Genomic DNA, 22,140 nt, shown 5'->3' with positions numbered 1-22,140 from the left:
TGGGCAGATCAACGCCATGCTCAGGGATGGCGGGCAGTGGCAGCCAACCCCCGCCTGATCAAAAGACAGTTGCTCCTACAGGGTGGCGGCGGGGCGGGGGAGCCTGGCGAGCAGGGCGACCCAGAAGGCTTCGGGCAGCTCGGCCTGCACCGGCACGGCGTAGTGCCGGTCTGTGACGAAGGCGGCGCACTTCACCGCGTCCTTGGCGGTCATCAGCACCGGCAGGTCGCTGCCGAAGCGCAGGTCGTCGGCGACGTAGGCGTGGTGGTCCGGGAAGGCGTGCGGCACCACCGCGATGTCCAGCGCGCGCAGCATCCCGAAGAAGCGCTCGGGATCGCCGATGCCGGCCACGGCGTGCACGCGGCGGCCGGCGAAGGCCGACAGCGGCAGGTGGCGGCCGCCGACCAGCGGCACGGCATCGCCGGGCGACAGCCACATCGGCCATTCGCCGAAGCCGGCGGCCAGGTCCGGGTCGTTGCCGACGTTGAGCACGCGGAAGTCACAGTCTTCGCCGCGCGCGGCCGGCTCGCGCATCGGGCCGGCGGGAATCGGGCGGCCGTTGCCGTGGCGGCGACGGCCGTCGATCACCTCGATCTCGATGTCGCGCGCCAGCGCGTAGTGCTGCAGGCCGTCGTCACAGACCACGATGTCGCAGCCGGCCCTGGCCAGTGCGCGCGCGGCGGCGACGCGGTCGCGGTCCACGCGCACGCGGGCCTCCGACTGGCGCGCGATCAGCACGGGCTCGTCGCCGGCCTGCCCGGGCGACGTGCCGGCCTCCACCCACAGCGCCTTCGAGGCGTCGACGCGGCCATAGCCGCGGGTAGCGACGCCGGGCGTCCAGCCTTCGGCGCGCAGGCGCTCGACGATGGCGATGGTCAGCGGCGTCTTGCCGCTGCCGCCGGCCACCAGGTTGCCGACGACCAGCACCGGCACCTTCAGCGACTGCCGGCGCAGCAGGCCGATGCGGTACAGGCGCCGGCGCAGCGCGACCGCCGAGGCGTACAGCGGCGCGACCGCGGCCGCCCACAGCGGCACGCGTGCGCCGGGCTGGTACCACCACTTCGGCGCCTGACGACTCACGGCGCGGCGCCCTCCCGGAACTGCATCGCGTGCAGGTGCGCGTACAGACCGCCGCGCGCCAGCAGCTCGAGGTGCGTGCCCTGCTCCACCATCCGGCCCTGGTCGAACACCAGCACCTGGTCGGCGTGCTCGATGGTCGACAGCCGGTGCGCGACGACCAGCGTGGTGCGGTCGGGCATCAGCCGCTGCAGCGCGTCCTGCACCAGGCGCTCGGACTCGGTGTCGAGCGCGGCGGTGGCCTCGTCGAGGATCAGGATGGGCGCGTCGCGCAGGATCGCGCGTGCGATCGCCAGGCGCTGGCGCTGGCCGCCCGACAGCAGCGAGCCGTTCTCGCCGATCGGCGTGTCCAGGCCCTGCGGCAGGCGCTCGATGAACTCCCAGGCGTTGGCGGCCTCGGCGGCGGCGCGGATGGACTCGCGCGGCGCGTCGATGCCGTAGGCGATGTTGGCGGCCACGGTGTCGTCGAACAGGGCCACGCGCTGGCCGACCAGCGCGATCTGCCGGCGCAGGTCGGCCAGCGGGTAGTCGGCCAGCGGCACGCCGTCGAGGGTGATGCGGCCCGAGGTCGGCTCGTAGAAGCGTGGCACCAGCCGCACCAGGCTGGTCTTGCCGCTGCCCGAGCGGCCGACGATGGCGGTCACGGTGCCGGGCGCGGCGCGGAAGCTCACCCCATCCAGCGCGCTGGCGTCACCGCGGGCGTAGCGCAGGCCGACGTCGTCGAACACCAGCTCGCCGCGCGCGCGCTCCACGCGGTGGCGGCCGCGGTCGTCCTCCTCCTCGTCGTCGAGGATCGCGAACAGGCGTTCGGCGGCGGCCACGCCGCGGCCGAGCACGCTCTGCACGTTGGTGATCCGGCGCAGCGACGGGATGATGCCCATCATCGCGGTCATGAGCTTGATGAACTCGCCCGGGTTCAGGCGCCCGGCCAGCGACTCGTGGATCGCGACCCAGACGATTGCCGCCAGCGCGGTCGCGGCCAGGATCTGCACCAGCGCCGACGAGGTCGCGCGCGTGGCCTCGACCTTCATGTTCAGGCCCAGCACGCGGTTGGCCAGCGCCGAGTAGCGCGACTGCTCGAAGCCCTGCGCGCCGTGCACCTTGACGTCCTGCTGCGCCGCCAGCGACTGCTCGGCGCTGTGCGCCAGGTCGCCCATGCCGGTCTGGATGCCGCGGCTGATGCGCCGGTAGCGGCCGCCCACGTACCAGACCACCACGCCGATCAGCGGCGCGATCAGGATCATCGCCAGCGTGACCTTGACGCTGGTCCACAGCATCAGGCCGAATAGGAAGACGATGGTCAGGCCGTCGGCGATGATCATCTTCAGCGCGTCGGCGCTGGCCTGGGTGACCTGCTCGGTATCGAAGTTGAGGCGGCTGACCATCTGCGGCACGGCTTCGGTGTCGAAGCGGCTGCTGGGCAGGCGCAGGTACTTGCCCAGCACCAGCTCGCGCAGGTCGCGCACCACGCTGCGGCCCACGCGCGCGATGCCGTAGTCGGTGCAGAAGGTGGCGGCGCCGCGGAGCAGGAACAGGCCGATGATCGCGGCCGGCAGGATCAGCGCCATCCGCGGCTGCGGATCGACGAAGCCCTCGTTGGTGAGCGGCTCCATCAGCCAGACGAAGGCCGCGCCGGCGGCGGCCTCGACCACCATGCCGATCATGGCGACGACCAGCAGCGCGCGGTAGTTGGCGGTGTGGCCGAGCAGGCGGCGGTAGGTCTGCCAGGCGGATGGTGGTGACGCTTCAACCTCAGGCCGGGCCGACCCCGCCGGCCGCCCCGTGGCGTCGGCCGTCGTCCCTGCAGGGCCGGCGGCGGGCCCCGTGGCGGGGCGCTGCGGCGACCTGCGCCCGCCCGCGCTGCTCACTGCGCGGCGCCCTGCACGGCCGCGGCGCCGGCCTCGGGCGCGGTGGCGATCGAGACGCGGCGGAAGCCGAGCTGGCCGAGCGCGTCCATCGCGGTCACCACCGCCTGGTGCGGCGTGCGGGCGTCGGCGCGCAGCAGCACCGGGCGCTCGCGGTCGTCGCCGGCGACTTCCAGGATCGTGGCCTTGATCGACTCGACGTCGGTGCGCAGGGCCTCGCGGTCGTCGATGAAATAGCGGCCCTCGGCGTTGACCAGCACGCTCAGCGCGGGCTGCTCGGTGTCGGCTGGGCGGGCGTCGGCGCGCGGCAGTTCGAGCTTCAGCATCGAGCGCGCGTCGAAGGTGGTGGTGACCACGAAGAAGATGATCAGCACCAGGATCACGTCGATCAGCGGCACGAGGTTGATCTCGGGGATGTCCTCGGCGCGGCGGTCGCGGATGCGCATGTAGGGCTCAGGCCTCGGCCGGGCGCGCAGCGGCGCCGTGGCCGGTGTGGCCGGCGTGCGCGCCGCCCTGCACCGGGGCGCCGGCGGCGGCGGCCGCGGCGGCGGGACGGCGGTTGCGCGGATCCAGCGCGTCCATCAGCGCGATCGCCTCGTGCTCCATCTCGACGATGTAGCCGTCGATGCGGCCGCGGAAGTAGCGGTGGAACATCAGCGCCGGCACCGCCACCACCATGCCCGCGGCGGCGCAGACCAGGGCCTTGCCGATGCCGCCGGCGAGCTCGTTCACGTCGCCCACGCCGACGTCCATGATCCCGAGGAACATCTGGATCATGCCGACCACGGTGCCGAACAGGCCCAGCAGCGGCCCGATGCCGGCGATCGTGCCCAGCGCGTTGAGGTAGCGCTCCATGCGGTGCGCGAGGTGACGGCCGACGTCCTCGACGCGCTCGCGCATCTCCTCGCGCGGGTGGTGGCGCATGTCGAGCACGCTGGCCAGCAGGGTGCCCAGCGGCGAGTTGCCGCGCAGGGACTCGATGTGGGCCGGGTCGAGCTGGCTGCCGCGGCCGACCCAGTCGCGCACCTCGCGGCCGAGGCCAGGAGGCAGCACCTGGCTGCGGCGGAGCGTCCAGAACCGTTCAACGATGATCGCCAGCGCCACCGCCGACAGCAGCAGCAGGGGCAGCATCGGCCACCCGCCTGCCTTGACCAGTTCCAGCACGTATCGACTCCTGGGGCCGGGGGGCCCGCGGGGGAAACAAGGGGGCATAGGATACCGCCAGCGACGCCGCCCGCGATCCGCCCTCGCGCCCCCCCGCATCCCACAGCCGCCGCCTGCGCCGCCGCTCCGCCTCGACCTCCAGCCCGTCCGCCCCCAGCCTCACCCGCACCGCACCCGCCTCCGGCGTGCCGAGCACGCGGGCCCCGGCCCCCTCCCATCGCGCCACCGCACCGGCGTCGGGATGGCCGAAGCGGTTGCCATGGCCCGCCGACACCAGGGCCAGCCGCGCCCGGGTCGCGGACACGAAGTCCGCGGTCGAGGAATGCCGCGAGCCGTGGTGCGGCACCGCCACCACGTCCGCCGGCAGGTCATCCGGGATCCGGCAGGCAAGCCGCTCCTCCACCGCCTCGCCGATGTCGCCCGGCAGCAGGATCGCGCCGTGGGCGGTCTCGATGCGCAGGACGCAACTGGCCTCGTTGCGCAGGTACGGGAAGTGCAGCGGCGGGTGCAGGAAGCGGAAGCTGACGCCGTCGCGCTGCCAGCCGCTGCCGGCGAGGCAGTCCGCGGTGCCGTCGATGCCTGCGCGGGCCGGCGCGAACAGCGGCGCACCGGGAAAGCGGCGGCGCACGGCGTCGAGGCCGCCGGCATGGTCGGCGTCGGCGTGGCTGACCACCATGGTGTCGATGCGGCGCACGCCCAGCGCCTGCAGCGCCGGGACCACCGCGCGCTCACCGGCATCCCAGCCGTCGCGCACGGCCGGGCCCATGTCGTAGAGCGTGGCATGGCCGGCAGTGCGCAGCAGCAGCGACGTGCCCTGCCCCACATCGAACATCACCAGATCGAGTTCGCCGTGGCGCGGCAGGTCGCGGTCGGGCCAGAGCAGTGGCAGCCAGAGCAGCAGCGCCAGCGGACGCCCGGGAACGCCGCGCGGCAGCAGCAGCCAGAATGCGCCGCACAGCGCCAGCGGCAGCGCGAACCAGGCCGGTTCGGGCAGCCACCACAGGGCGAGCGGACTGCGCCCCAGGCGCTCGAACAGCGGCCACGACAGCTCGAACGCCGACGCGGCCAGGCGCCAGGCGCCGGTGCCCCAGCCCGCATGCAGCGCATCCAGCGCGGTGCCCAGCAGCGACAGCGGCACCACCACCAGGCTCCACCACGGAATCGCGACCAGGTTGGCGAGCGGGCCGGCCAGCGAGGCCTGGCCGAACAGGATCGCGGTCAGCGGCAGCAGCCCCAGCGTGGCCACCCACTGCGCCGACAGGAAGTCGCGCAGCGGCCTGCGCCCCGCATCGGGCAGGCACCACAGCAGCCAGGCCACGCCGCCGAAGCTCAGCCAGAAGCCGGCCGACAGCAGCGCGAGCGGATCGACCAGGACGATGGCGATCGCGGCCAGCGCCAGCGATCCCGACACACTCAGCGGACGCCGCCCGAGCCGCGCCGCCACGGCCACCGCGATCATCAGCACCGTGCGCACGGTGGGCAGGGCGAATCCGGCGACGGCCGCATAGGCGAGCGCGCCGGCGAGCGCCGCCACCGCCGCCGCCTGTGGACGCGGCATGGCGTGGGCCAGCGCGGGAAACAGCCGCCACAGCGCCGCTCCCAGCAGCGCGAACGCGCCCGCGACCAGGCCGACGTGGAAGCCGGAGATCGCGATCAGGTGGGTGAGCCCGGTCGCACGCAGCAGCTGCCAGTCGTCGTCGGCCAGGGCGCGGGTGTCGCCCAGCGCGAGCGCGCGCACGTAGCGCGAGGCCCCACCGGGCACCGCGGCGGCGATGCGCCCGGCGACGCGGTCACGCCAGGCGTCGAGCCCACGCGGTGGCGACAGGTTCTGCGCCGTCGCCTGTTCCCGCACATACCCCGTGGCCGCGATGCGCTCCGCGAGCGCGTGGCGCTCGGCATCGAAGCCGCCTGGATTGCGCAGCCCGCGCGGCGCACGCAGGCGCAGCTGCAGGCGCCACTCGGCACCGGGCCGCAGCTCGTGCCGGCGCGAGGGCTCGTCGGACCACTCGTTGTCGTACCAGGACAGGCGCAGCTTTGCGCCGCGCAGCACGTCCGGGAGCGCGGGATCGTCATGGACGCGGAACTGGAAGCGGGTGCGGCGCGCCTCGGCCTCCGGCAAACCGACGATGCGGCCCGTCACGGTGAAGTCGCCGCGCTCGTGCCGCACCGGCAGCTGGCCGCCAAGCGACACCAGCGCATGAAGGCCGCAGAGGGCGAAGCCCGCGACCGCCGCCCCGCCCCAGCGCCAATGGCTGCACAGCCGCCACCAGCCGACGAGCCCCGCGACCAGCAGCACGGAAAGCACGGCCACGTGCGGCAGCGCCGGCAGCCGAAGGCAGGCCAGCGCCCCCAGCACCAGCGCAGCCGCCGTCCCGGCCCCGAACGCCGCCACCGGAACCTGGCCCGAGGTCGGGACCACACCCGCAGGAGCAGCTACAGCTGCGACCACGCCAACCCCCACGCACCAATGTCGAACCAGCCCCGCTCCGGAGCACGACTTTCGCGGACTGCATGGAAGCTGCGCGGGAACATGCCCGGCAGCTTGCGCGACCGCCGGACCCGGCAGCATTGGGGGACGCCGCGGTGGTGCGTAGGGGTCCGCCGCTGCGGTGTGCGTTTGCGTCCTGGTCGTGAGGGTCGCAGCTGTAGCTGCTCCTACAGGGGGAGCGGCGAGGGTTTCGGCGGGTATGGCGTGGGGTCAGGCGCTCGCGGGGGAGATCTCGCGGAGGCGGCCTTCGTGGAGTTCGAGCACGCGGTCGAGGCGGCGGGCCAGGCTGCGGTCGTGGGTGACCAGGACCAGGCTGGTGCGCTCGGCGCGGTTGAGCTCGAGCATCAGTTCGAACACGGTCGCGGCGGTCTTCTCGTCGAGGTTGCCGGTGGGCTCGTCGCCGAGGACGCAGGCGGGACGGTTGACCAGGGCGCGCGCGACGGCCGCGCGCTGGCGCTCGCCGCCGGAGAGTTCGCCCGGCTTGTGCTCGAGGCGGTGGCCCAGGCCGACGCCTTCCAGCAGCGCGCGCGCGCGCGCCGCGGCATCGGGCACCCCGGCGCCCGACAGCAGCACCGGCAGCATCACGTTCTCCAGCGCGGTGAACTCGGGCAGCAGGTGGTGGAACTGGTAGACGAAGCCGAGCGCGCGGTTGCGCAGGCGGCCGCGGTCGGCGTCGGACAGCGTGCTCATGCGCTGGCCGGCGACGTAGACCTCGCCCGCGGTCGGGGTGTCGAGCCCGCCGAGCAGGTGCAGCAGCGTGCTCTTGCCCGCGCCCGAGGCGCCGAGGATGGCCACGGTCTCGCCCGCGGCGACCGTCAGGTCCAGGCCGTCGAACACCGGCGTGTGCATGCGGCCCTCGGCGTAGGTCTTGCCGAGGGCGTGCGCGCCCACCACCTCGTCGGCCGGACGGGCCGCGTCCACGCCGGCGTTCGCGGCGGATCCCAGGGCCGTCCTACTCATAGCGCAGCGCCTCCGCCGGCGCCGTGCGCGCCGCGCGCCGCGCCGGATAGATGGTGGCCAGGAAGGCCATGACCAGCGCGACGATCGCCACGATGGTGATGTCCCGGGGACTGAGGTCGGTCGGCAGCCCGGTGATGTAGTACACGTCCGCCGGCATCAGCTCGGCGCCGGTGAGCTTCTCGATCAGGCGCAGGATGTGCTCGAGGTTGAGCGTGAGCAGCACGCCGCCGATCACGCCCATCACCGTGCCCAGCACGCCGATCAGGGTGCCCTGCACCATGAACACCTGCATCACCCCGCGCGGGGTCAGGCCGAGCGTGCGCAGGATCGCGATGTCGGACTGCTTGTCGGTCACCAGCATCACCTGCGAGGACACCAGGTTGAAGGCGCCTATGGCGATGATCAGCGACAGCAGGATCGCGATCATGGTCTTCTCGAGCTTGAGCGCGCGGAACAGGTGCGCGTTCTCCATCGTCCAGTCGCTGACCATGTACGGGCCTTCCAGCTTCAGCGCCAGATCGCGCGCGACCGCATAGGCCTGGTCCATGTCGTGCATCTGCAGGCGCACGCCGGTGACGCCGTCGCCCATGCGCAGCAGCCGCTGCAGGTCTTCGATGTTGACCACGGCCAGGCCGCGGTCGAAGTCCTGGTAGCCGGCCTCGAAGATGCCGCTGACGGTGAAGCGCTTGAGCTGCGGCACCGCGCCCATCGGCGTGGCCTGGAAGTCGGTGGTGGCGACCACGCTGTCGCCCAGGCGCACGCCCAGCCACAGCGCGAGCTCACGGCCGAGCACGATGTTGTAGCTGCGCGGGGTCAGGGTCTCGAGGCCGCCCTCGACCATGCGCTCGCCGAGGATCGAGACCTTGGCCTCGTCGTCGGGGCGCACGCCGCGCAGCATCGCCGGCTCGCGGCGCTTGCCCGACAGCAGGGCCTCGGTGGAGATGTAGGGCGCGGCGGCGGCCACGCGCGGGTCGGCGTTGCCGGCGTCCACCGCCTGGCGCCAGTTGGCCATCGGCTCGCCGTGGGCGCTGACCGTTGCGTGTTGCGTCATCTGCAGCATGCGGTCGCGGATCTCGCGCTGGAAGCCGCTCATGACCGCAAGCGTGGTGATCAGCGCGGTCACGCCGATGGCGATGCCGAGGATCGAGGCCAGCGAGATGAAGGAGATGAAGCCGTTGCGGCGCTTGGCGCGCAGGTAGCGCAGGCCGATGGCGACAGGCAGTGGTTTGAACATCGGGTCTCGCCGGCTCGAAGGCCGCTATGGTGCCACCGATGGCCGTCTGCGCGCAGTGCAGGACCGATCCGCGGCCAGCCGGAGTTCACGGCGCCACTGCGACGGCAGCGTGTCGGGCCACCAGGCCAGGCGCATGCGGCGGCCGGCCGGGTCGCGCCAGGCCATGAAGGCCAGCGGCCCGCGCCAGTGCAGCCGGACGTCGTCGGCCTCGACTTCCCCGACCAGTACGCGGCCGTCCGCGGTGAAGAGCACGCTGGTGGCGGGACGCCGCCATTCGCGCCAGGCCAGGTGCAGGCCGTGCATCAGGGCCGCGGCCGCGAGCAGCCAGGACGCCGGGCGCGCGAGTTCGCTGGCCAGCACCGCGAGCGGGGCCAGCACGGCCAGCACCAGCAGCGCGGCCAGCAGCCAGCGCGAGGGCCGCCAGTCAATGCGGCAGGGCGGCGATCCTGCGGACGAGGGCTTCGAGTGCGGCGTCATCCGGACGTTCGTGGCCGAGGAACCATTTCCACAGCCTATCGTCCTCGCTGTCGAGCAGCCGCAGGAAGGTTTCGCGCTCGTGCGTCGGGGAATCCCGCCAGCCCTGCTCCAGCCAGCGCTCGAGCAGGCGGTCGAGCTCGCGCATGCCGCGGCGGCAGCGCCAGCGCAGGCGGCGGAGCTCGGCCTCGTCGTCGTGCATGGTCATCGCGTGCCCGGAACGATCGCGCCGGCGGTGGCCGGCGCGTCGTGGATCAGACCTGGCGCTCCAGCATCAGCTGCTTGATCGAGCCGATCGCCTTGGCGGGGTTCAGCCCCTTCGGGCAGGTCCGGGTGCAGTTCATGATGGTGTGGCAGCGGTAGAGCTTGAACGGATCCTCGAGGTCGTCCAGGCGCTTGCCGGTGTCCTCGTCGCGGGAATCGACGATCCAGCGGTAGGCCTGCAGCAGGATCGCCGGGCCGAGGTAGCGGTCGCCGTTCCACCAGTAGCTGGGGCACGAGGTGCTGCAGCAGGCGCAGAGGATGCACTCGTAGAGGCCGTCGAGCTTGGCGCGGTCCTCCTTCGACTGCAGCCGCTCGCGGTCCGGCGGCGGCGAGCTCTGGGTGCGGATCCAGGGCTGGATGGACGCGTACTGCGCATAGAAATGTGTCAGGTCCGGGACCAGGTCCTTGACCACCTCCATGTGCGGCAGCGGATAGATCGGCACCTCGCCCTTGCCCTTGCCGCAGTCGTCGATCGCCTTGGTGCAGGCCAGCGTGTTGGTGCCGTCGATGTTCATCGCGCACGAACCGCAGATGCCCTCGCGGCACGACCGGCGGAAGGTCAGCGTGGGATCGACCTCGTTCTTGATCTTGATCAGCGCGTCGAGAACCATCGGGCCGCACTTGTCGAGGTCGACCTCGTAGGTGTCGGTGCGCGGGTTCTCGGTGTCGTCGGGGCTCCAGCGGTAGACCTTGAACTGGCGCACGCGGGTCGAACCCGACGGCGCCGCAAAGTGCTTGCCCTTGTGGACCCTGGAGTTCCTGGGGAGCGAAAATTCGGCCATCTGCTTATCGATCCTAGTAGACGCGCGCAACGGGCGGGACGACTTCGACCTCGTCGTCGAGCGTGTACATGTGCACCGGGCGGTAGTCGATGCGGGTGTTGCCCGCGTCGTCCACCCAGGTGAGCGAGTGCTTCTGCCACTCGGCGTCGTTGCGGTCCGGGAAGTCCTCGCGGGCATGCGCGCCGCGCGATTCCTTGCGGTTTTCCGCCGACACGATCGTCGCCAGCGACAGGCCGAGCAGGTTCTGCAGCTCCATGGTCTCGATCAGGTCCGAGTTCCAGACCAGCGAGCGGTCGCTGACCTTGACGTCGGCGAACGAGGCGTGGATCTCGCGGATCTTCGCCACGCCCTCGGCCAGGGTCTCGCCGGTGCGGAACACCGCCGCGTCGGCCTGCATGGTGCGCTGCATGTTGTCGCGGATCACCGCCGTCGGCGTGCCGCCGTTGGCGTTGCGCAGCCTGTCGAGGTTGGCCAGCGCCTTGTCGCAGGCGTCGCCGGCCAGGCGCTTGTGCGGCGCGCCCGGCTTGATGGTCTCGGCGCAGCGGTTGGCCACCGCGCGGCCGAACACCACCAGGTCCAGCAGCGAGTTCGAGCCCAGGCGGTTGGCGCCGTGCACCGAGACGCAGGCGGCCTCGCCGATGGCGTACAGGCCCGGCACGACCGCATCGGGATTGCCGTCCTTCAGCTGCACCACTTCGCCGTGGTAGTTGGTCGGGATGCCGCCCATGTTGTAGTGGACGGTGGGGATGACCGGGATCGGCTGCTTCTCGACGTCGACGCCGGCGAAGATCCGCGCGCTCTCGGCGATGCCCGGCAACTTCTCGTGGATGTCCTTCGGGTCGAGGTGGGTCAGGTCGAGGTGGATGTGGTCCTTGTGCTCGCCGACGCCGCGGCCCTCGCGGATCTCGATGGTCATCGAGCGGCTGACGACGTCGCGCGACGCCAGGTCCTTGGCGTTGGGCGCATAGCGCTCCATGAAGCGCTCGCCCTGCGCGTTGCGCAGGATGCCGCCTTCGCCGCGCACGCCCTCGGTGATCAGGCAGCCGGCGCCGTAGATGCCGGTGGGATGGAACTGCACGAACTCCATGTCCTGCAGGCCGAGCCCGGCGCGCAGCGCCATGCCGCCGCCGTCGCCGGTGCAGGTATGCGCCGAGGTCGCGGAGAAGTAGGCGCGGCCGTAGCCGCCGGTGGCCAGCACCGTGCCCTGGGCGCGGAACAGGTGCAGCGTGCCTTCGGCCATGTCGATGGCCAGCACGCCGCGGCAGACGCCCTCGTCGTCCATGATCAGGTCGAGCGCGAAGTACTCGACGAAGAACTCGGCCTGGTGCGCCAGCGACTGCTGGTACAGCGTGTGCAGCATGGCGTGTCCGGTGCGGTCGGCCGCGGCGCAGGTACGCTGGGCGATGCCCTTGCCGTAGTGCGTGGTCATGCCGCCGAAGGGACGCTGGTAGATCTTGCCCTCCTCGGTGCGCGAGAACGGCACGCCCTGGTGCTCGAGCTCGATGATCGCCGGGATCGCCTCGCGGCACATGTACTGGATCGCGTCCTGGTCGCCCAGCCAGTCGGAACCCTTGATGGTGTCGTAGAAGTGGAAGCGCCAGTCGTCCTCGCCCATGTTGCCGAGCGCGGCGGAGATGCCGCCCTGCGCCGCGACGGTGTGCGAGCGGGTCGGGAAGACCTTGGTGATGCAGGCGGTGCGCAGGCCCTTCTGGGCCAGTCCGAACGTGGCGCGGAGGCCGGCGCCGCCGGCTCCGACCACGATCATGTCGTACTTGTGTTCGGTGATCTTGTAGGCGTTGGTCATTTCGGTCTCGTCAGGCCAGCAGCGCGATCCGGGCGATCGCGTAGAGCGACGTCAGCGCGCCGAGGCTGCACAGGAGGAGGTTGAGCACCAGCAGCGCGAGCTCGGTGGCGCGGTCGTGGACGTAATCCTCGATCACCACCTGCAGGCCGAGCTTGGCGTGCCAGAACAGCGCGACCACGAACAGCGCCATCAGGATGGCGTTCCACGGCCGCGAGAACACCTCGTGCACCTGGCCGAGGTCGGCGCCGACCATCGACACCAGGGTGCCGACCAGCCAGGGCACCAGCAGCGCCAGCACGATGGCGGTGACGCGCTGCCACCAGAAGTGGCCGGTGCCCGACCTGCCCGAACCCAGGCGGCGCGCGCGCTTGAGCGGCGTGCGGTACTCGGGGATCGCCTTGGCGTCGACGTCGGTCATGCCGCACCTCCCATCGCGAAGAACCAGATCAGCGCGGTCAGCACCACGGTCAGGCCGAACACCGCATAGCCGGAGCGGTAGACCTCGGGCAGCTCGAAGCCCCAGCCCGAATCCCACAGCATGTGGCGGATGCCGTTGAGCAGGTGGTAGACCAGCGCCAGCGAGAAGCCGAACAGCGCGAGCTTGCCCAGCGGCGACGCCAGGCAGGCCGCGGCCGATGCATAGGCGTCGCCACCGGCGGCGACGGCGAGCAGCCACCAGGCCAACCCGAACGCACCGGCCACCAGGGCGATGCCCGTGGCACGGTGCAGGATCGACATCAGCATGGTGATCTGCCAGCGGTACACCTGGAGGTGCGGCGACAGGGGGCGTTTGGGGTGGGTCATCGCGGCAGGCATCTCTCGCTGGGCGGCGGTGAGGCCGCGTTGGCTTCCATAGACAGGTGGGACTTCCGGCCGCGTCCTGCAGCCCGCGGCATCAGAAGTCGATGCAGCGTCCGTTCTTTTCCCAGTCCCCGTAGCGCGTCGGATCCAGACCTCCGCGGCCGCCCTGTTCCGGCGCCGCTGGCGGCGTCACGGGAGTGGCCCTGGAATCGTCCGACCTTGCGTCCGGAACGGTCCGAGGCGGCGTTTCGCCTATGATTGCGGGGTCTGGCACGAGCCGAAGTTTACGTCCCGGAGCACAGTTTGGACAAGCCAGCCGCCGTCAAGGCGCCGTTTTTCGCCCTTTCCGACCACGCCCTGCTCGCCCTGGAAGGCCGCGACGCCGTCGCCTTCGCGCAGGCGCAGTGCATGAGCGATGTCGCCGCCCTCGCCGACGGGCAGTGGCAGTGGAGCGGCTGGCTCTCGCCCAAGGGGCGGGTGCAGGCGCTGTTCGCGCTGCTGCGCGTGGGCCCCGAAACCGTCTGGCTGCTGCTGCCCGACGGCGATGCCGGCGCGCTGAAGGCGGCGATGGAGCGCTTCGTATTCCGCAGCAAGGTGAAGCTGCAGGTGCCTGGCGGGCTGACGCTGTGCGCTTCGTTCAGCGCACCGGCCGGGGCCTCCGGAGCCATGACGGCGACCGATGCCAAGGGGCGCCTCGAACTCGACCTGGGCGACGGCACGACGCCACGGACGCTGCGCATCTGCCAGGGCTGCACAGCGCCGTCCGATCCCGACGCCCTCGCCCGCTGGCGCGCTTTCGACCTGGCCCATGGCCTGCCCCGCCCCGGTGCCGCCGGGCTGGAGGCGTTCACACCGCAGCAGCTGTCGCTGGAACGCCTGAAGGCCTACAGCGTGCGCAAGGGCTGCTACCCCGGCCAGGAGATCGTGGCGCGCACGCACTTCCTCGGCCAGGCGAAGCGCGGGCCCGGACTGTTCGCGGCAGATGCCCTGCCTGCGCACGAGGCCCCGGTGATGGAAGGCGAGCGCGCGATCGGCGCCGTGGCATCGGCGGCAGCCGCGGCCGGGGAGGCGGACGGGCATGCGGCGCTGGTGCTGGCCGTGCTGCCGCTGCAACGGCCCGAGGATGCCCCGGGGCTGGCCGTTGACGGGATGCCGCTGGTACCGCTGGCGCTGCGGGACGGCCTCGCCCGCTGACCGCCGGCCAGAGCGGCCGTGAACGCGCTGGCCGCTGCTCCCGCAGTTTCGGGAAACGCGACCCAGGTTGCAGAAGCGTCACGCATGCGGGCTATGCTCCGGCACAGGGGATCCGGAGGGACGCCGGGCATGGTGCCTGGCGCAGCTGCACACCAAGGGGACCATCCATGCATCGATACACGAAGCCGCTGCTGGCGGCATTCGCGACCGCCTGCCTCGCCACCGCCTGCTCCACCACGCCGCCGCCCGCTCCCGAGCCCGCGCCGCCGGCACCGGCCTCGTTCGACCACACGCTGTCGGGCGACGCGCTGTTCGCGTTCGGCAAGGCCAGCGTGGCGAACCTGAGCGATGCCGGACGTGGCGAGCTCGACGCGCTGGCCGCGCGCGTGCTGGCGACGCCGGGGATCGACGTGGTCCACGTGATCGGCCACAGCGACCGCATCGGCCGGGACGCGGCCAACGTCGAACTGTCGCGCAAGCGCGCGGCCGCGGTGCGTGACCATCTGGTCGCCGCCGGCGTGCCGGCGGACAAGGTCACCGCCGTGGGCCGCGGCAGCGTCGAGCCGGTCGCCACCTGCGAAGGCGAACGCGGCCAGGCGCTGATCGACTGCCTGGCGCCGAACCGCCGCGTCGAGGTGCGCGTCATCGCGCCCTGACATACCCCTTGCACTGGCCTGGCCTGCCCAGGCCTGCCCTGTAGGAGCAGCTACAGCTGCGACCGGCATCACCAAGACATCGCCACAGCTCGGAATGCCGTCGGTCGCAGCTGTAGCTGCTCCTACAGGCCGTCAGGTGGGCGCAGCCAGCGTATGGCGGCAACCTGCCAGGCGGGCATGGCCGACGCAGCGGCAACCTGCCAGGCGGGTATGGCCGACGCAGCGGCCAACCTGCCAGGCGGGTGCGGCCAGCGCAGCGGTCAGCCGGCCAGGCGGTCGGCGGCGGCCACGATCTGCTCTTCGGACGGGATCACCAGGAAGGCGGCGCCCGCAAGCGGAGTGAACGTGTCCGCGCCCACCACGCGCTGCAGCGGAATGCCGGCCAGGCCGCCCTCCACCAGCGCGGTGATGATGCCCTCGCCCACGCCGGCGCTGCGGCGGCCTTCGTCGACGACGAGGATGCGCTTCGCGCCCGCGGCCTGTTCGCGGATGAAGCCTTCGTTGAGCGGCGCCAGCCAGCGCAGGTCGACCACGCGCACCTTCCAGCCATGCTTCGCCTCGATCGCACGCGCTGCACGCAGGCTCATCGGCACGCCGTTGCCGAAGGTGAAAACCACCAGGTCGTCGGCGCCGTCGCCGTAGACGCGGCCTTCGCCAAACGGCATGGCCTCGCCCGGCGCCGGGAACTCCGTCAGCCAGCCGCCGTCGCCGGCCTCGTGCAGGTCCTTGGTCATGTACAGCGCGATTGGCTCCAGGAAGGCGCAGACGCGGCCGTCGACCTTGGCCATCGCCATCAGCGTGCGCAGCATGGTGACCGCGTCGTCGCCACGGCTCGGGCAGCCGACCACGAGGCCGGGAATGTCGCGCAGCGCGGTGATCGAGTTGTCGTTGTGGAAATGCCCGCCGAAGCCGCGCTGGTAGCCCAGCGAAGCGATGCGCATCACCATCGGGTTGCGGTACTGGCCGTTGCTGAAGAACTGCAGGCTGGCCGCCTCGCCGCGGATCTGGTCGCAGGCGTTGTGGAAGTACGCCAGGTACTGGATCTCGGGCATGGGCAGCAGGCCCATGTTGGCGTAGCCCTGGGCCAGGCCCAGGATCACGGTTTCGTCCAGCAGCGTGTTGAAGACGCGGCGCGGGCCGAAGGCCTTCTGCAGGCCCTTGGTGACGGTGTAGACGCCGCCCTTCTGCGCCACGTCCTCGCCGAACAGCAGCGTCTCGGGGTACTTCGCGAACAGGTCGTGCAGGGCCTGGTTGATCTGGATGGCGAGGTGCTTGGGCGGCTGGCTCTCGGGCAGCTTCGCTTCGCCACCGAAAACCTCGAGGCGGCGGTCGCCATAGTCGGCGCGCGCCGCCTCGGCGGCCACCGCGTCCGGCGTGTACGGCGCCAGCGGCGCCGTCACCTCCTCCAGCGACTCCAGGCGCGGCCGGCGGTCGGCGTCCTCGGCGGCGGCGAAGCACTTCGCGCGCGTGGCTTCGTACAGGTCGAGGACATCGTCCTTCGACATCAGCCCCGATTCCAGCGCGATCGCGGCCGAGCGCAGCAGCGGGTCGGTGGCCTCGACCGCGCACAGCTCCTCGATCGGACGCCATTCGATCTCGAAGTCGGTGCCGGCGTGACCCATGATCCGGGTGGTGCGCAGGTGCAGGAAGGTCGGGCGACGGGTGCGGCGGCAGTGCTCGACCGCCTTCTGCACGTCACCGTAGCCCGAGGCGAGGTCGAGGCCGTCGGCTGCGAAGTAGTCCAGGTCCGGGCGCTGGCTGAAGTTGCGCGCGATCCAGCCGTCGGGCGTCTTCACCGAGATGCCGATGCCGTTGTCTTCGCACACGAACAGCACCGGCGCCGGCAGCTTCTGGTACGCGGTCCACGCCGCGACGTTGAACGCGGTCTGCGCGGTGGCGTGGTTGCTGGAGGCATCGCCGAAGGAGCAGATGGCGATGCTGTCGGCCGGGATCGGCAGCGCATGGCCGATGCGTCGCGCCTGCTCGATCGCCACCGCCGTGCCGAAGGCCTTGGGCAGGTGAGAGGCGATGGTGGACGTCTGCGGCAGCACCCACAGCGGCTTGCTGCCCCACACCTTGTGACGGCCGCCGGACGCGGGATCCTCCTTCGAGGCCGCGAACGACAGCGCTGAATCCATCACCGGATCCATGCCCGGCAGCTTGCGGAAGCGCTCGGCCATGAAGCCGCCGGAGCGGTAGTGCAGGAACGCCGGATCGGTGTGGCGCGTCGCGCGCGCGACCATGGCATTGCCTTCATGGCCGCTGGAACCGATGGTGTAGAAAACCTTGTTCTGCACGCGCAGCACGCGCGCCATCAGGTCGAGGTGGCGGCTGATGAGCTGCGATTCGAACAGCTCGCGGAAGCCGCGGGCGTCGAGCGCGCTGCCGGAGAGGACGGCTTCGTGATCACCGGGCGCCTGCCCGGCGCGGCCTTCCCAGCCGCGCACGAACTCGCTGAAGTTGACGTCGCAGATCTCGGCGCGGTTGAGGCCGCGCATGCGGGCGGGGATGGGGTTGGAAACGGCCTGCGGCATGGCGATACGGGTTCCGTGGTCAGGGCGTCGCCGGCAGCGCGGCGACTTCGGGGGTCTGGGAATGCTCGGGCACGAAGCCTGATGTCTCTGCAGCGGTCATGCGGGCAAGCCTTGTCGGCGCGCGAGCCACTGCCTGCGGGTCTGGCCCCACATCTCGCAGGCGGCGTCCTCGTGCGGCGGCGGCAGCCGGACTGGCCCGCGCAGGGTCGAGCCCAGGCGCGTAGCCACCTTCTGCGAAGCCGCGTTCTCCGGTGCGATGCAGTGGATGAAGTCGTCCCAGCCGAGGTTGGCCAGCGCCCAGTCGATGGTCGCCGGCAGTGCTTCGGTGGCGTAGCCCTTGCCCCAGGCATCGCGGTGGAGCATGTAGCCGATCTCGTTGCCCGGCCACCCGTCCGGCTTCCAGGGCCCGCCCTGCCCCAGCCAGAGGCCGCTGTCACGGTCGATGATCGAGAACATGCCGAAGCCCTGGATCATCCAGGCGCCCGGCTGCTGCAGGAACTTGCGCCAGGCCGCGGCGCGCCGCTGGTGGCCACCGATCCAGCGCGCCGCCTCTTCATCGGCCTGCAGTTCGGCATAGCGCTCGAAGTCCCCGGCCTGCGGCAGGCGCAGGACCAGGCGTTCGGTTTCGATCCTGAGGTCGGCCAGGGACATGTGGCGCTCCGGCAGCAATACGGGCCGCGCCGGTGCGCGGCCGGATGGGCGCTCAGCCGCCGAAGGCGTTGATGCCGGTCAGTTCGCGGCCCACCACCAGCTGGTGCACGGTCTCGGTGCCCTCGTAGGTGATCACCGATTCGAGGTTGAGCGCGTGGCGGATCGGCGAATGCTCGGTGGTGATGCCGGCGCCGCCCAGCAGGTCGCGCGCCTCGCGCGCGATGTCGATGGCCATGCGGCAGTTGTTCCACTTCGCCAGCGACACCTGCGTGGGCTGCATCTTGCCGGCGTCCTTCAGGCGGCCGAGCTGGAGCGACAGCAGCTGCGCGGCGGTGATGCGGCGCGCCCAGTCAGCCATCTTGATCTGCGCACTCTGGGTCGCGGCCACCGGGCGGCCGAACAGGATACGCTCCTTGCTGTACTCCAGCGCCTCGTCCAGGCAGGCGATGGCGGCGCCAATCGGACCCCAGGTGATGCCGTAGCGCGCCTGGGTCAGGCAGCCCAGCGGCCCCTTCAGGCCCTTCACGTTCGGCAGGCGGTTCGCCTCCGGCACGCGCACGCCGTCGAAGAACAGCGCGCTGGTCACCGAGGCGCGCAGGCTCATCTTGTGCTTCACGACCTGGGCCTTGAAGCCGGGGAAGTCCTTCTCGACCACGAAGCCCTGGATGCCGTCATCCGTCTGCGCCCACACGATGGCGATGTCGGCCAGGTTGCCGTTGGTGATCCACATCTTGGAGCCGTTGATCACCCAGTCGTCGCCGTCGCGCTTGGCATGGGTCTTCATGTTCGCCGGGTCGGAGCCGCCGTGCGGCTCGGTCAGGCCGAAGCAGCCGATGACCTTGCCCGCGGCCATGTCCGGAAGCCAGCGCTTCTTCTGCTCCTCGGTGCCGTAAGCGAAGATCGGATACATGCACAGCGAGGACTGCACGCTGGCGAAGCTGCGCAGGCCGGAGTCACCGCGCTCGAGCTCCTGGCAGATCAGGCCGTAGCTGACGTAGTTGAGCTCGGACCCGCCGTACTCGGCCGGGAGCGTCGCACCGAGCAGGCCGAGACCCGCGATCTCCGGGATCAGCTCGGTCGGGAAGCGGCCTTCGTCGAAGCACTCGCCGATGATCGGCAGCACGCGCTCGTCGGTGAACCGGGCCACGGTGTCCTGGACGGCGCGCTCCTCCTCGCTGAGCAGGGAGCGAACGTCGTAGAGGTCGTAGGGGTTCAGGGCCATGGAAGCGTTACCGGTGGGCGGAAACCCCGCATTGTAGCCGCGCGGCACGCCAATGAAATGGCCGCGCCCCGAAGGAGCGCGGCCATTCCGGGGGTACGCCCGGCGGCGGGACTCAGCCCCGCGTGGCGCCGCCCTCCACGGCGGCCACCTGGGTCACCACCTGGCCGTCGATCACCGGCAGGCGGTCGCCGGGGCGCTCGTCCATGCGGATGCTGCGCTCGACGCCGTCGTACTCGTAGGTCACGTCATAACCGACGGTGACTTCGGTGTCGCCAAGGGCAATGCGGTTGGCCGGCTTGCTGTCGGTGCGCATGCTGCCGGTGGTGCCGTCCGGGTTGCGGTAGGTCACGTTGTACGCGACCACGCGCGAGGACTGCGAGCTGTCGTGCACGGTGCGGCACTGGCGATCGACGCGCTCGACCACGCGGCCGCCGACGTGGCGGCGGTCGACCTCGCGGCCGGCGAAGCCGCCACCGACCGCACCGGCCACGGTGGCCAGCTTGCGGCCGTTGCCGCTGCCGACCTGGTTGCCGACCAGGCCGCCGATGACGGAACCGGCGACGGTGCCACCGGTCAGCCCATCACGCTCGGGCAGGCGCTCCTGCACCACCACGTCCTCGCAGACCTCGCGCGGCGAGCTGGTGGTGCTGGTTTCGCGGATGGCCTCGGATCCGATGACCGTGGCGTACTGCGGCTCGCGCTCGGTGATCGGCTCGATGGCGAGCACCCGGGCGTACTCCAGGCGGCCCTCGGCGGGAAGCGCGCTGCCGTCGCCGAATGCGTCGCCCACGCGGGCGTCATCGGCGGCAAGCGAGGCGACGTCGGCGCGCGGGCCGTCGTCGCGATTGCCCTGGAAGGCGGCGACCGCGACGCCGCCGACGAGCAGGGAAGCGAGGGCAATGGCGAGGGTGTTGTTTTTCATGGGAGGCTCCTCGGGGGCGAAACCGGCGCTTGCGCGGTCCATGGATGGGGGACGGGTGGATTCGAACACCCCCCGCCTGAACGGGTGCCGATTGGACGGCGCCGAACTGCACGGATCGTGAACCCTGTCGCCGCCGGGCCCGTGCTAGCGTGCGGATGAGCGCGTTCCTGCTGGAGACCTGTGTGGCCAATCCCATCCTCGCCCCCTTGCTGGTCTGGCTGGGCCGGCTCAGCTACCCGAAGCTCTTCGTACTTGCCGCCGTGCTGTTCGCCATCAGCGTGGTCGTGCCCGATCCACTGCCCTTTGTCGACGAACTCCTGCTGGGCATGGGCGCGTTGCTGATCTCGCGCCGCAAGCGCAAGCCGGCGCCGCAGGGGGGCGGCCGCGTCGTCGATGGCGAGGCGCGCCGCGGCTGAACGCCATGCTGGTCGATACGCACTGCCACCTGGATGCCGACGAATTCGCCCCCGACCGCGCCGTCGTGGTCGCCCGGGCACGTGCCGCGGGCGTGGTGGTGCAGGTGCTGCCCGCCACCCATGCCGACGAATGGCCCGCGCTGCGCGAAGCCGCCGCCCTGGACCGCGGGCTGCACGCTGCCTACGGCCTGCATCCCACCTTCCTGCGCCACCACCGCGGGCCCCACCTGGCCCTGCTCGAGGAGTGGATCGAACGCGAGCGCCCGGTCGCGGTGGGCGAATGCGGCCTCGACTTCTTCGTCGAGGGCCTGGACGCGGACGCGCAGTCGCGCTTCTTCGAGGGCCAGCTCGCCATCGCGCGCGACGCCGGCCTGCCGGTGATCGTGCACGCGCGGCGCGCGGTCGACCAGGTCACCGCCGCGATCCGTCGCGCCGGCGGCGTGCGCGGCGTGGTGCACAGCTTTTCGGGCAGCAGGCAGCAGGCGGAAACGCTCTGGGACCTGGGGTTCATGCTCGGGCTCGGCGGCCCGGTGACCTACGAGCGCGCCAATCGGCTGCGCACGCTGGCCGCGACCATGCCGCTGGATTTCCTGCTGCTGGAAACCGACGCACCGGACCAGCCCGACGCCGGCCACCGCGGCCAGCGCAACGAGCCGGCAAGGCTGCGCGTGGTCTGCGACACCATCGCCGCGCTGCGGGGCATGGCACCGGAAGGCGTGGCCGCGGCGACCACGGCCAACGCGCGCCGCCTGTTCGGCCTGCCGGGCTGAGGTCCTAGGCGTCCGCGTCGGCACGGGTGCCGGTGGGCGCCGCTTGCCGCGGCTGCGCACGCGCCAGCAGCATTTCCAGCGCCTTGCCCGCCGCCGCGAACGCGAAGGCCCCGGTGATGTGGGTGGCCGCGCCCAGGCCGCCGCCGCAGTCGAGCTTGAAGCCGTCCTCGCCGCCGACCTGCGGCCGCAGCCCGCACACGCTGCCATCCCCCTGCGGGTAGCGCACGTTTTCCAGCGAGTACACCGCCGGGATGCCGAAGTAGCGCTTCGGGCCCTTGGGGAAGTTGAACTCCGCGCGCAGCTTCTTGCGCACCAGCGCCAGCATCGCGTCGTGCTCGGTCCTCGACAGGTCGCGGATGCGCACCAGGGTGGGATCGATCCGGCCACCGGCCGAGCCCACCGCCACCAGCGGCAGCTTGCGGCGCCGGCACCAGGCGATCATCTCCACCTTGCTGCGGAAGCTGTCGCAGGCATCGACCACCAGGTCGTAGCCGCGATCGAACAGCTCCGCGAGGTTGGAGGGCGTCAGGAAGCTCGGCACTTCGTGCACCACCATCGACGGATTGATCGCGCGGCAGCGCTCGCCCATGGCGGTGACCTTGGGCCGGCCGTACTGGCCGGCCAGCGCAGGGAGCTGGCGGTTGGTGTTGGAGACGCACAGGTCGTCGGCGTCGATCAGGGTGAGCGTACCGACGCCGCTGCGCGCGAGCGCCTCCGCCACCCAGGAGCCGACGCCGCCGAGGCCGACCACGGCGACATGGCAGGCGGCGAAGCGCTCCACCGCGCCGCGGCCATAGAGGCGGTCGATGCCGGCGAACCGCTGGTTCCAGTCTGCGTCCATCGGCGCATTTTACCGGTGCGC

At 71.6% G+C, this 22,140-nt stretch carries 23 protein-coding genes; 4 read left to right on the top strand and 19 right to left on the bottom strand.

Going from position 1 to position 22,140, the window contains the following annotated elements:
• Positions 1–75: 75 nt before the first annotated feature.
• The 14 genes from lpxK to IE168_RS14675 all read right to left on the bottom strand — a co-directional run bounded on the left by lpxK (position 76) and on the right by IE168_RS14675 (position 13,187).
• A complete protein-coding gene (gene lpxK, locus IE168_RS01810; protein ID WP_189494492.1) occupies positions 76–1,080 on the bottom strand; it encodes a tetraacyldisaccharide 4'-kinase in 1,005 nt (334 codons plus the stop codon).
• Positions 1,077–2,741 carry a lipid A export permease/ATP-binding protein MsbA gene (gene msbA, locus IE168_RS01805; protein WP_229823004.1) on the bottom strand — a complete coding sequence of 555 codons (1,665 nt, stop codon included), beginning with the start codon at positions 2,739–2,741 and terminating at the stop codon, positions 1,077–1,079. The genes lpxK and msbA overlap by 4 nt, the downstream gene beginning before the upstream one ends.
• 200 nt (positions 2,742–2,941) lie before the next feature.
• A complete protein-coding gene (locus tag IE168_RS01800) occupies positions 2,942–3,388 on the bottom strand; it encodes an ExbD/TolR family protein (RefSeq protein ID WP_189494490.1) in 447 nt (148 codons plus the stop codon).
• A gap of 7 nt (positions 3,389–3,395) precedes the next feature.
• Complete coding sequence (locus IE168_RS01795) at positions 3,396–4,106, bottom strand: MotA/TolQ/ExbB proton channel family protein (protein WP_189494488.1); 711 nt, start codon at positions 4,104–4,106, stop codon at positions 3,396–3,398.
• A complete protein-coding gene (locus tag IE168_RS01790) occupies positions 4,024–6,567 on the bottom strand; it encodes a DNA internalization-related competence protein ComEC/Rec2 (RefSeq protein WP_386659819.1) in 2,544 nt (847 codons plus the stop codon). Before IE168_RS01790 ends, IE168_RS01795 begins: the two co-directional genes overlap by 83 nt.
• 237 nt (positions 6,568–6,804) lie before the next feature.
• A complete protein-coding gene (lolD, locus tag IE168_RS01785; protein ID WP_189494484.1) occupies positions 6,805–7,554 on the bottom strand; it encodes a lipoprotein-releasing ABC transporter ATP-binding protein LolD in 750 nt (249 codons plus the stop codon).
• Entirely contained in the window at positions 7,547–8,788 is a 1,242-nt protein-coding gene (locus IE168_RS01780) for a lipoprotein-releasing ABC transporter permease subunit (protein WP_189494483.1), read from the bottom strand. The genes lolD and IE168_RS01780 overlap by 8 nt, the downstream gene beginning before the upstream one ends.
• 24 nt (positions 8,789–8,812) lie before the next feature.
• Positions 8,813–9,265: a hypothetical protein gene (locus tag IE168_RS01775; protein ID WP_189494481.1), complete on the bottom strand. Its 453-nt coding sequence runs from the start codon at positions 9,263–9,265 to the stop codon at positions 8,813–8,815.
• On the bottom strand, positions 9,213–9,470 hold the full coding sequence (locus tag IE168_RS01770; protein WP_225218168.1) for an FAD assembly factor SdhE: 258 nt from the start codon (positions 9,468–9,470) through the stop codon (positions 9,213–9,215). The genes IE168_RS01775 and IE168_RS01770 overlap by 53 nt, the downstream gene beginning before the upstream one ends.
• Before the next feature lie 46 nt (positions 9,471–9,516).
• The gene (locus IE168_RS01765; RefSeq protein WP_189494480.1) at positions 9,517–10,308 is read right to left on the bottom strand and encodes a succinate dehydrogenase iron-sulfur subunit; all 792 of its coding nucleotides are present in this window, start codon (positions 10,306–10,308) and stop codon (positions 9,517–9,519) included.
• Positions 10,309–10,321: 13 nt separating this feature from the next.
• Entirely contained in the window at positions 10,322–12,112 is a 1,791-nt protein-coding gene (gene sdhA, locus IE168_RS01760) for a succinate dehydrogenase flavoprotein subunit (RefSeq protein WP_189494478.1), read from the bottom strand.
• Positions 12,113–12,122: 10 nt separating this feature from the next.
• Positions 12,123–12,530, bottom strand: coding sequence for a succinate dehydrogenase, hydrophobic membrane anchor protein (sdhD, locus tag IE168_RS01755; protein ID WP_229822985.1), 408 nt, complete (start codon positions 12,528–12,530; stop codon positions 12,123–12,125).
• Entirely contained in the window at positions 12,527–12,916 is a 390-nt protein-coding gene (gene sdhC, locus IE168_RS01750; RefSeq protein ID WP_189494476.1) for a succinate dehydrogenase, cytochrome b556 subunit, read from the bottom strand. The genes sdhD and sdhC overlap by 4 nt, the downstream gene beginning before the upstream one ends.
• A gap of 91 nt (positions 12,917–13,007) precedes the next feature.
• A complete protein-coding gene (locus tag IE168_RS14675) occupies positions 13,008–13,187 on the bottom strand; it encodes a DUF1674 domain-containing protein (protein WP_268245184.1) in 180 nt (59 codons plus the stop codon).
• A gap of 29 nt (positions 13,188–13,216) precedes the next feature.
• Between IE168_RS14675 and ygfZ the strand changes: the two genes are divergently transcribed.
• Positions 13,217–14,107: a CAF17-like 4Fe-4S cluster assembly/insertion protein YgfZ gene (gene ygfZ, locus IE168_RS01740; protein WP_229822982.1), complete on the top strand. Its 891-nt coding sequence runs from the start codon at positions 13,217–13,219 to the stop codon at positions 14,105–14,107.
• Between the two features lie 167 nt (positions 14,108–14,274).
• Complete coding sequence (locus IE168_RS01735) at positions 14,275–14,763, top strand: OmpA family protein (RefSeq protein ID WP_189494474.1); 489 nt, start codon at positions 14,275–14,277, stop codon at positions 14,761–14,763.
• 260 nt (positions 14,764–15,023) lie between these two features.
• Here IE168_RS01735 and IE168_RS01730 read toward each other — a convergent pair whose 3' ends face one another.
• From IE168_RS01730 to IE168_RS01715, 4 genes are all read right to left on the bottom strand, one after another.
• Positions 15,024–17,297 (bottom strand): thiamine pyrophosphate-dependent enzyme, encoded by a 2,274-nt coding sequence (locus IE168_RS01730; protein ID WP_189494472.1) that lies wholly within the window; start codon positions 17,295–17,297, stop codon positions 15,024–15,026.
• 96 nt (positions 17,298–17,393) lie between these two features.
• The gene (locus tag IE168_RS01725; RefSeq protein WP_189494470.1) at positions 17,394–17,948 is read right to left on the bottom strand and encodes a GNAT family N-acetyltransferase; all 555 of its coding nucleotides are present in this window, start codon (positions 17,946–17,948) and stop codon (positions 17,394–17,396) included.
• A gap of 52 nt (positions 17,949–18,000) precedes the next feature.
• Complete coding sequence (locus IE168_RS01720) at positions 18,001–19,170, bottom strand: acyl-CoA dehydrogenase family protein (RefSeq protein WP_189494469.1); 1,170 nt, start codon at positions 19,168–19,170, stop codon at positions 18,001–18,003.
• A gap of 112 nt (positions 19,171–19,282) precedes the next feature.
• Positions 19,283–20,092 (bottom strand): glycine zipper 2TM domain-containing protein, encoded by an 810-nt coding sequence (locus IE168_RS01715; RefSeq protein WP_189494467.1) that lies wholly within the window; start codon positions 20,090–20,092, stop codon positions 19,283–19,285.
• A 155-nt stretch (positions 20,093–20,247) separates the two neighbouring features.
• Here IE168_RS01715 and IE168_RS01710 point away from each other — a divergent pair, with 155 nt between their 5' ends.
• Positions 20,248–20,508, top strand: coding sequence for a DUF6116 family protein (locus IE168_RS01710; RefSeq protein ID WP_386659828.1), 261 nt, complete (start codon positions 20,248–20,250; stop codon positions 20,506–20,508).
• A gap of 5 nt (positions 20,509–20,513) precedes the next feature.
• Positions 20,514–21,278 (top strand): TatD family hydrolase, encoded by a 765-nt coding sequence (locus IE168_RS01705; protein WP_189494465.1) that lies wholly within the window; start codon positions 20,514–20,516, stop codon positions 21,276–21,278.
• 4 nt (positions 21,279–21,282) lie between these two features.
• Here the strand turns inward: IE168_RS01705 and IE168_RS01700 are convergent, their stop codons facing one another.
• Positions 21,283–22,119, bottom strand: a complete 837-nt coding sequence (locus IE168_RS01700; protein WP_189494463.1) for a tRNA threonylcarbamoyladenosine dehydratase — start codon at positions 22,117–22,119, stop codon at positions 21,283–21,285.
• Positions 22,120–22,140: the final 21 nt, after the last annotated feature.

The organism is Luteimonas padinae, assembly GCF_014652935.1.
In the GTDB taxonomy this organism is placed as follows: Bacteria; Pseudomonadota; Gammaproteobacteria; order Xanthomonadales; family Xanthomonadaceae; genus Luteimonas; species Luteimonas padinae.
The sequence above is the reverse complement of the archived record's forward strand: the minus strand, read 5'-3'. Positions and strand labels throughout refer to the sequence as shown.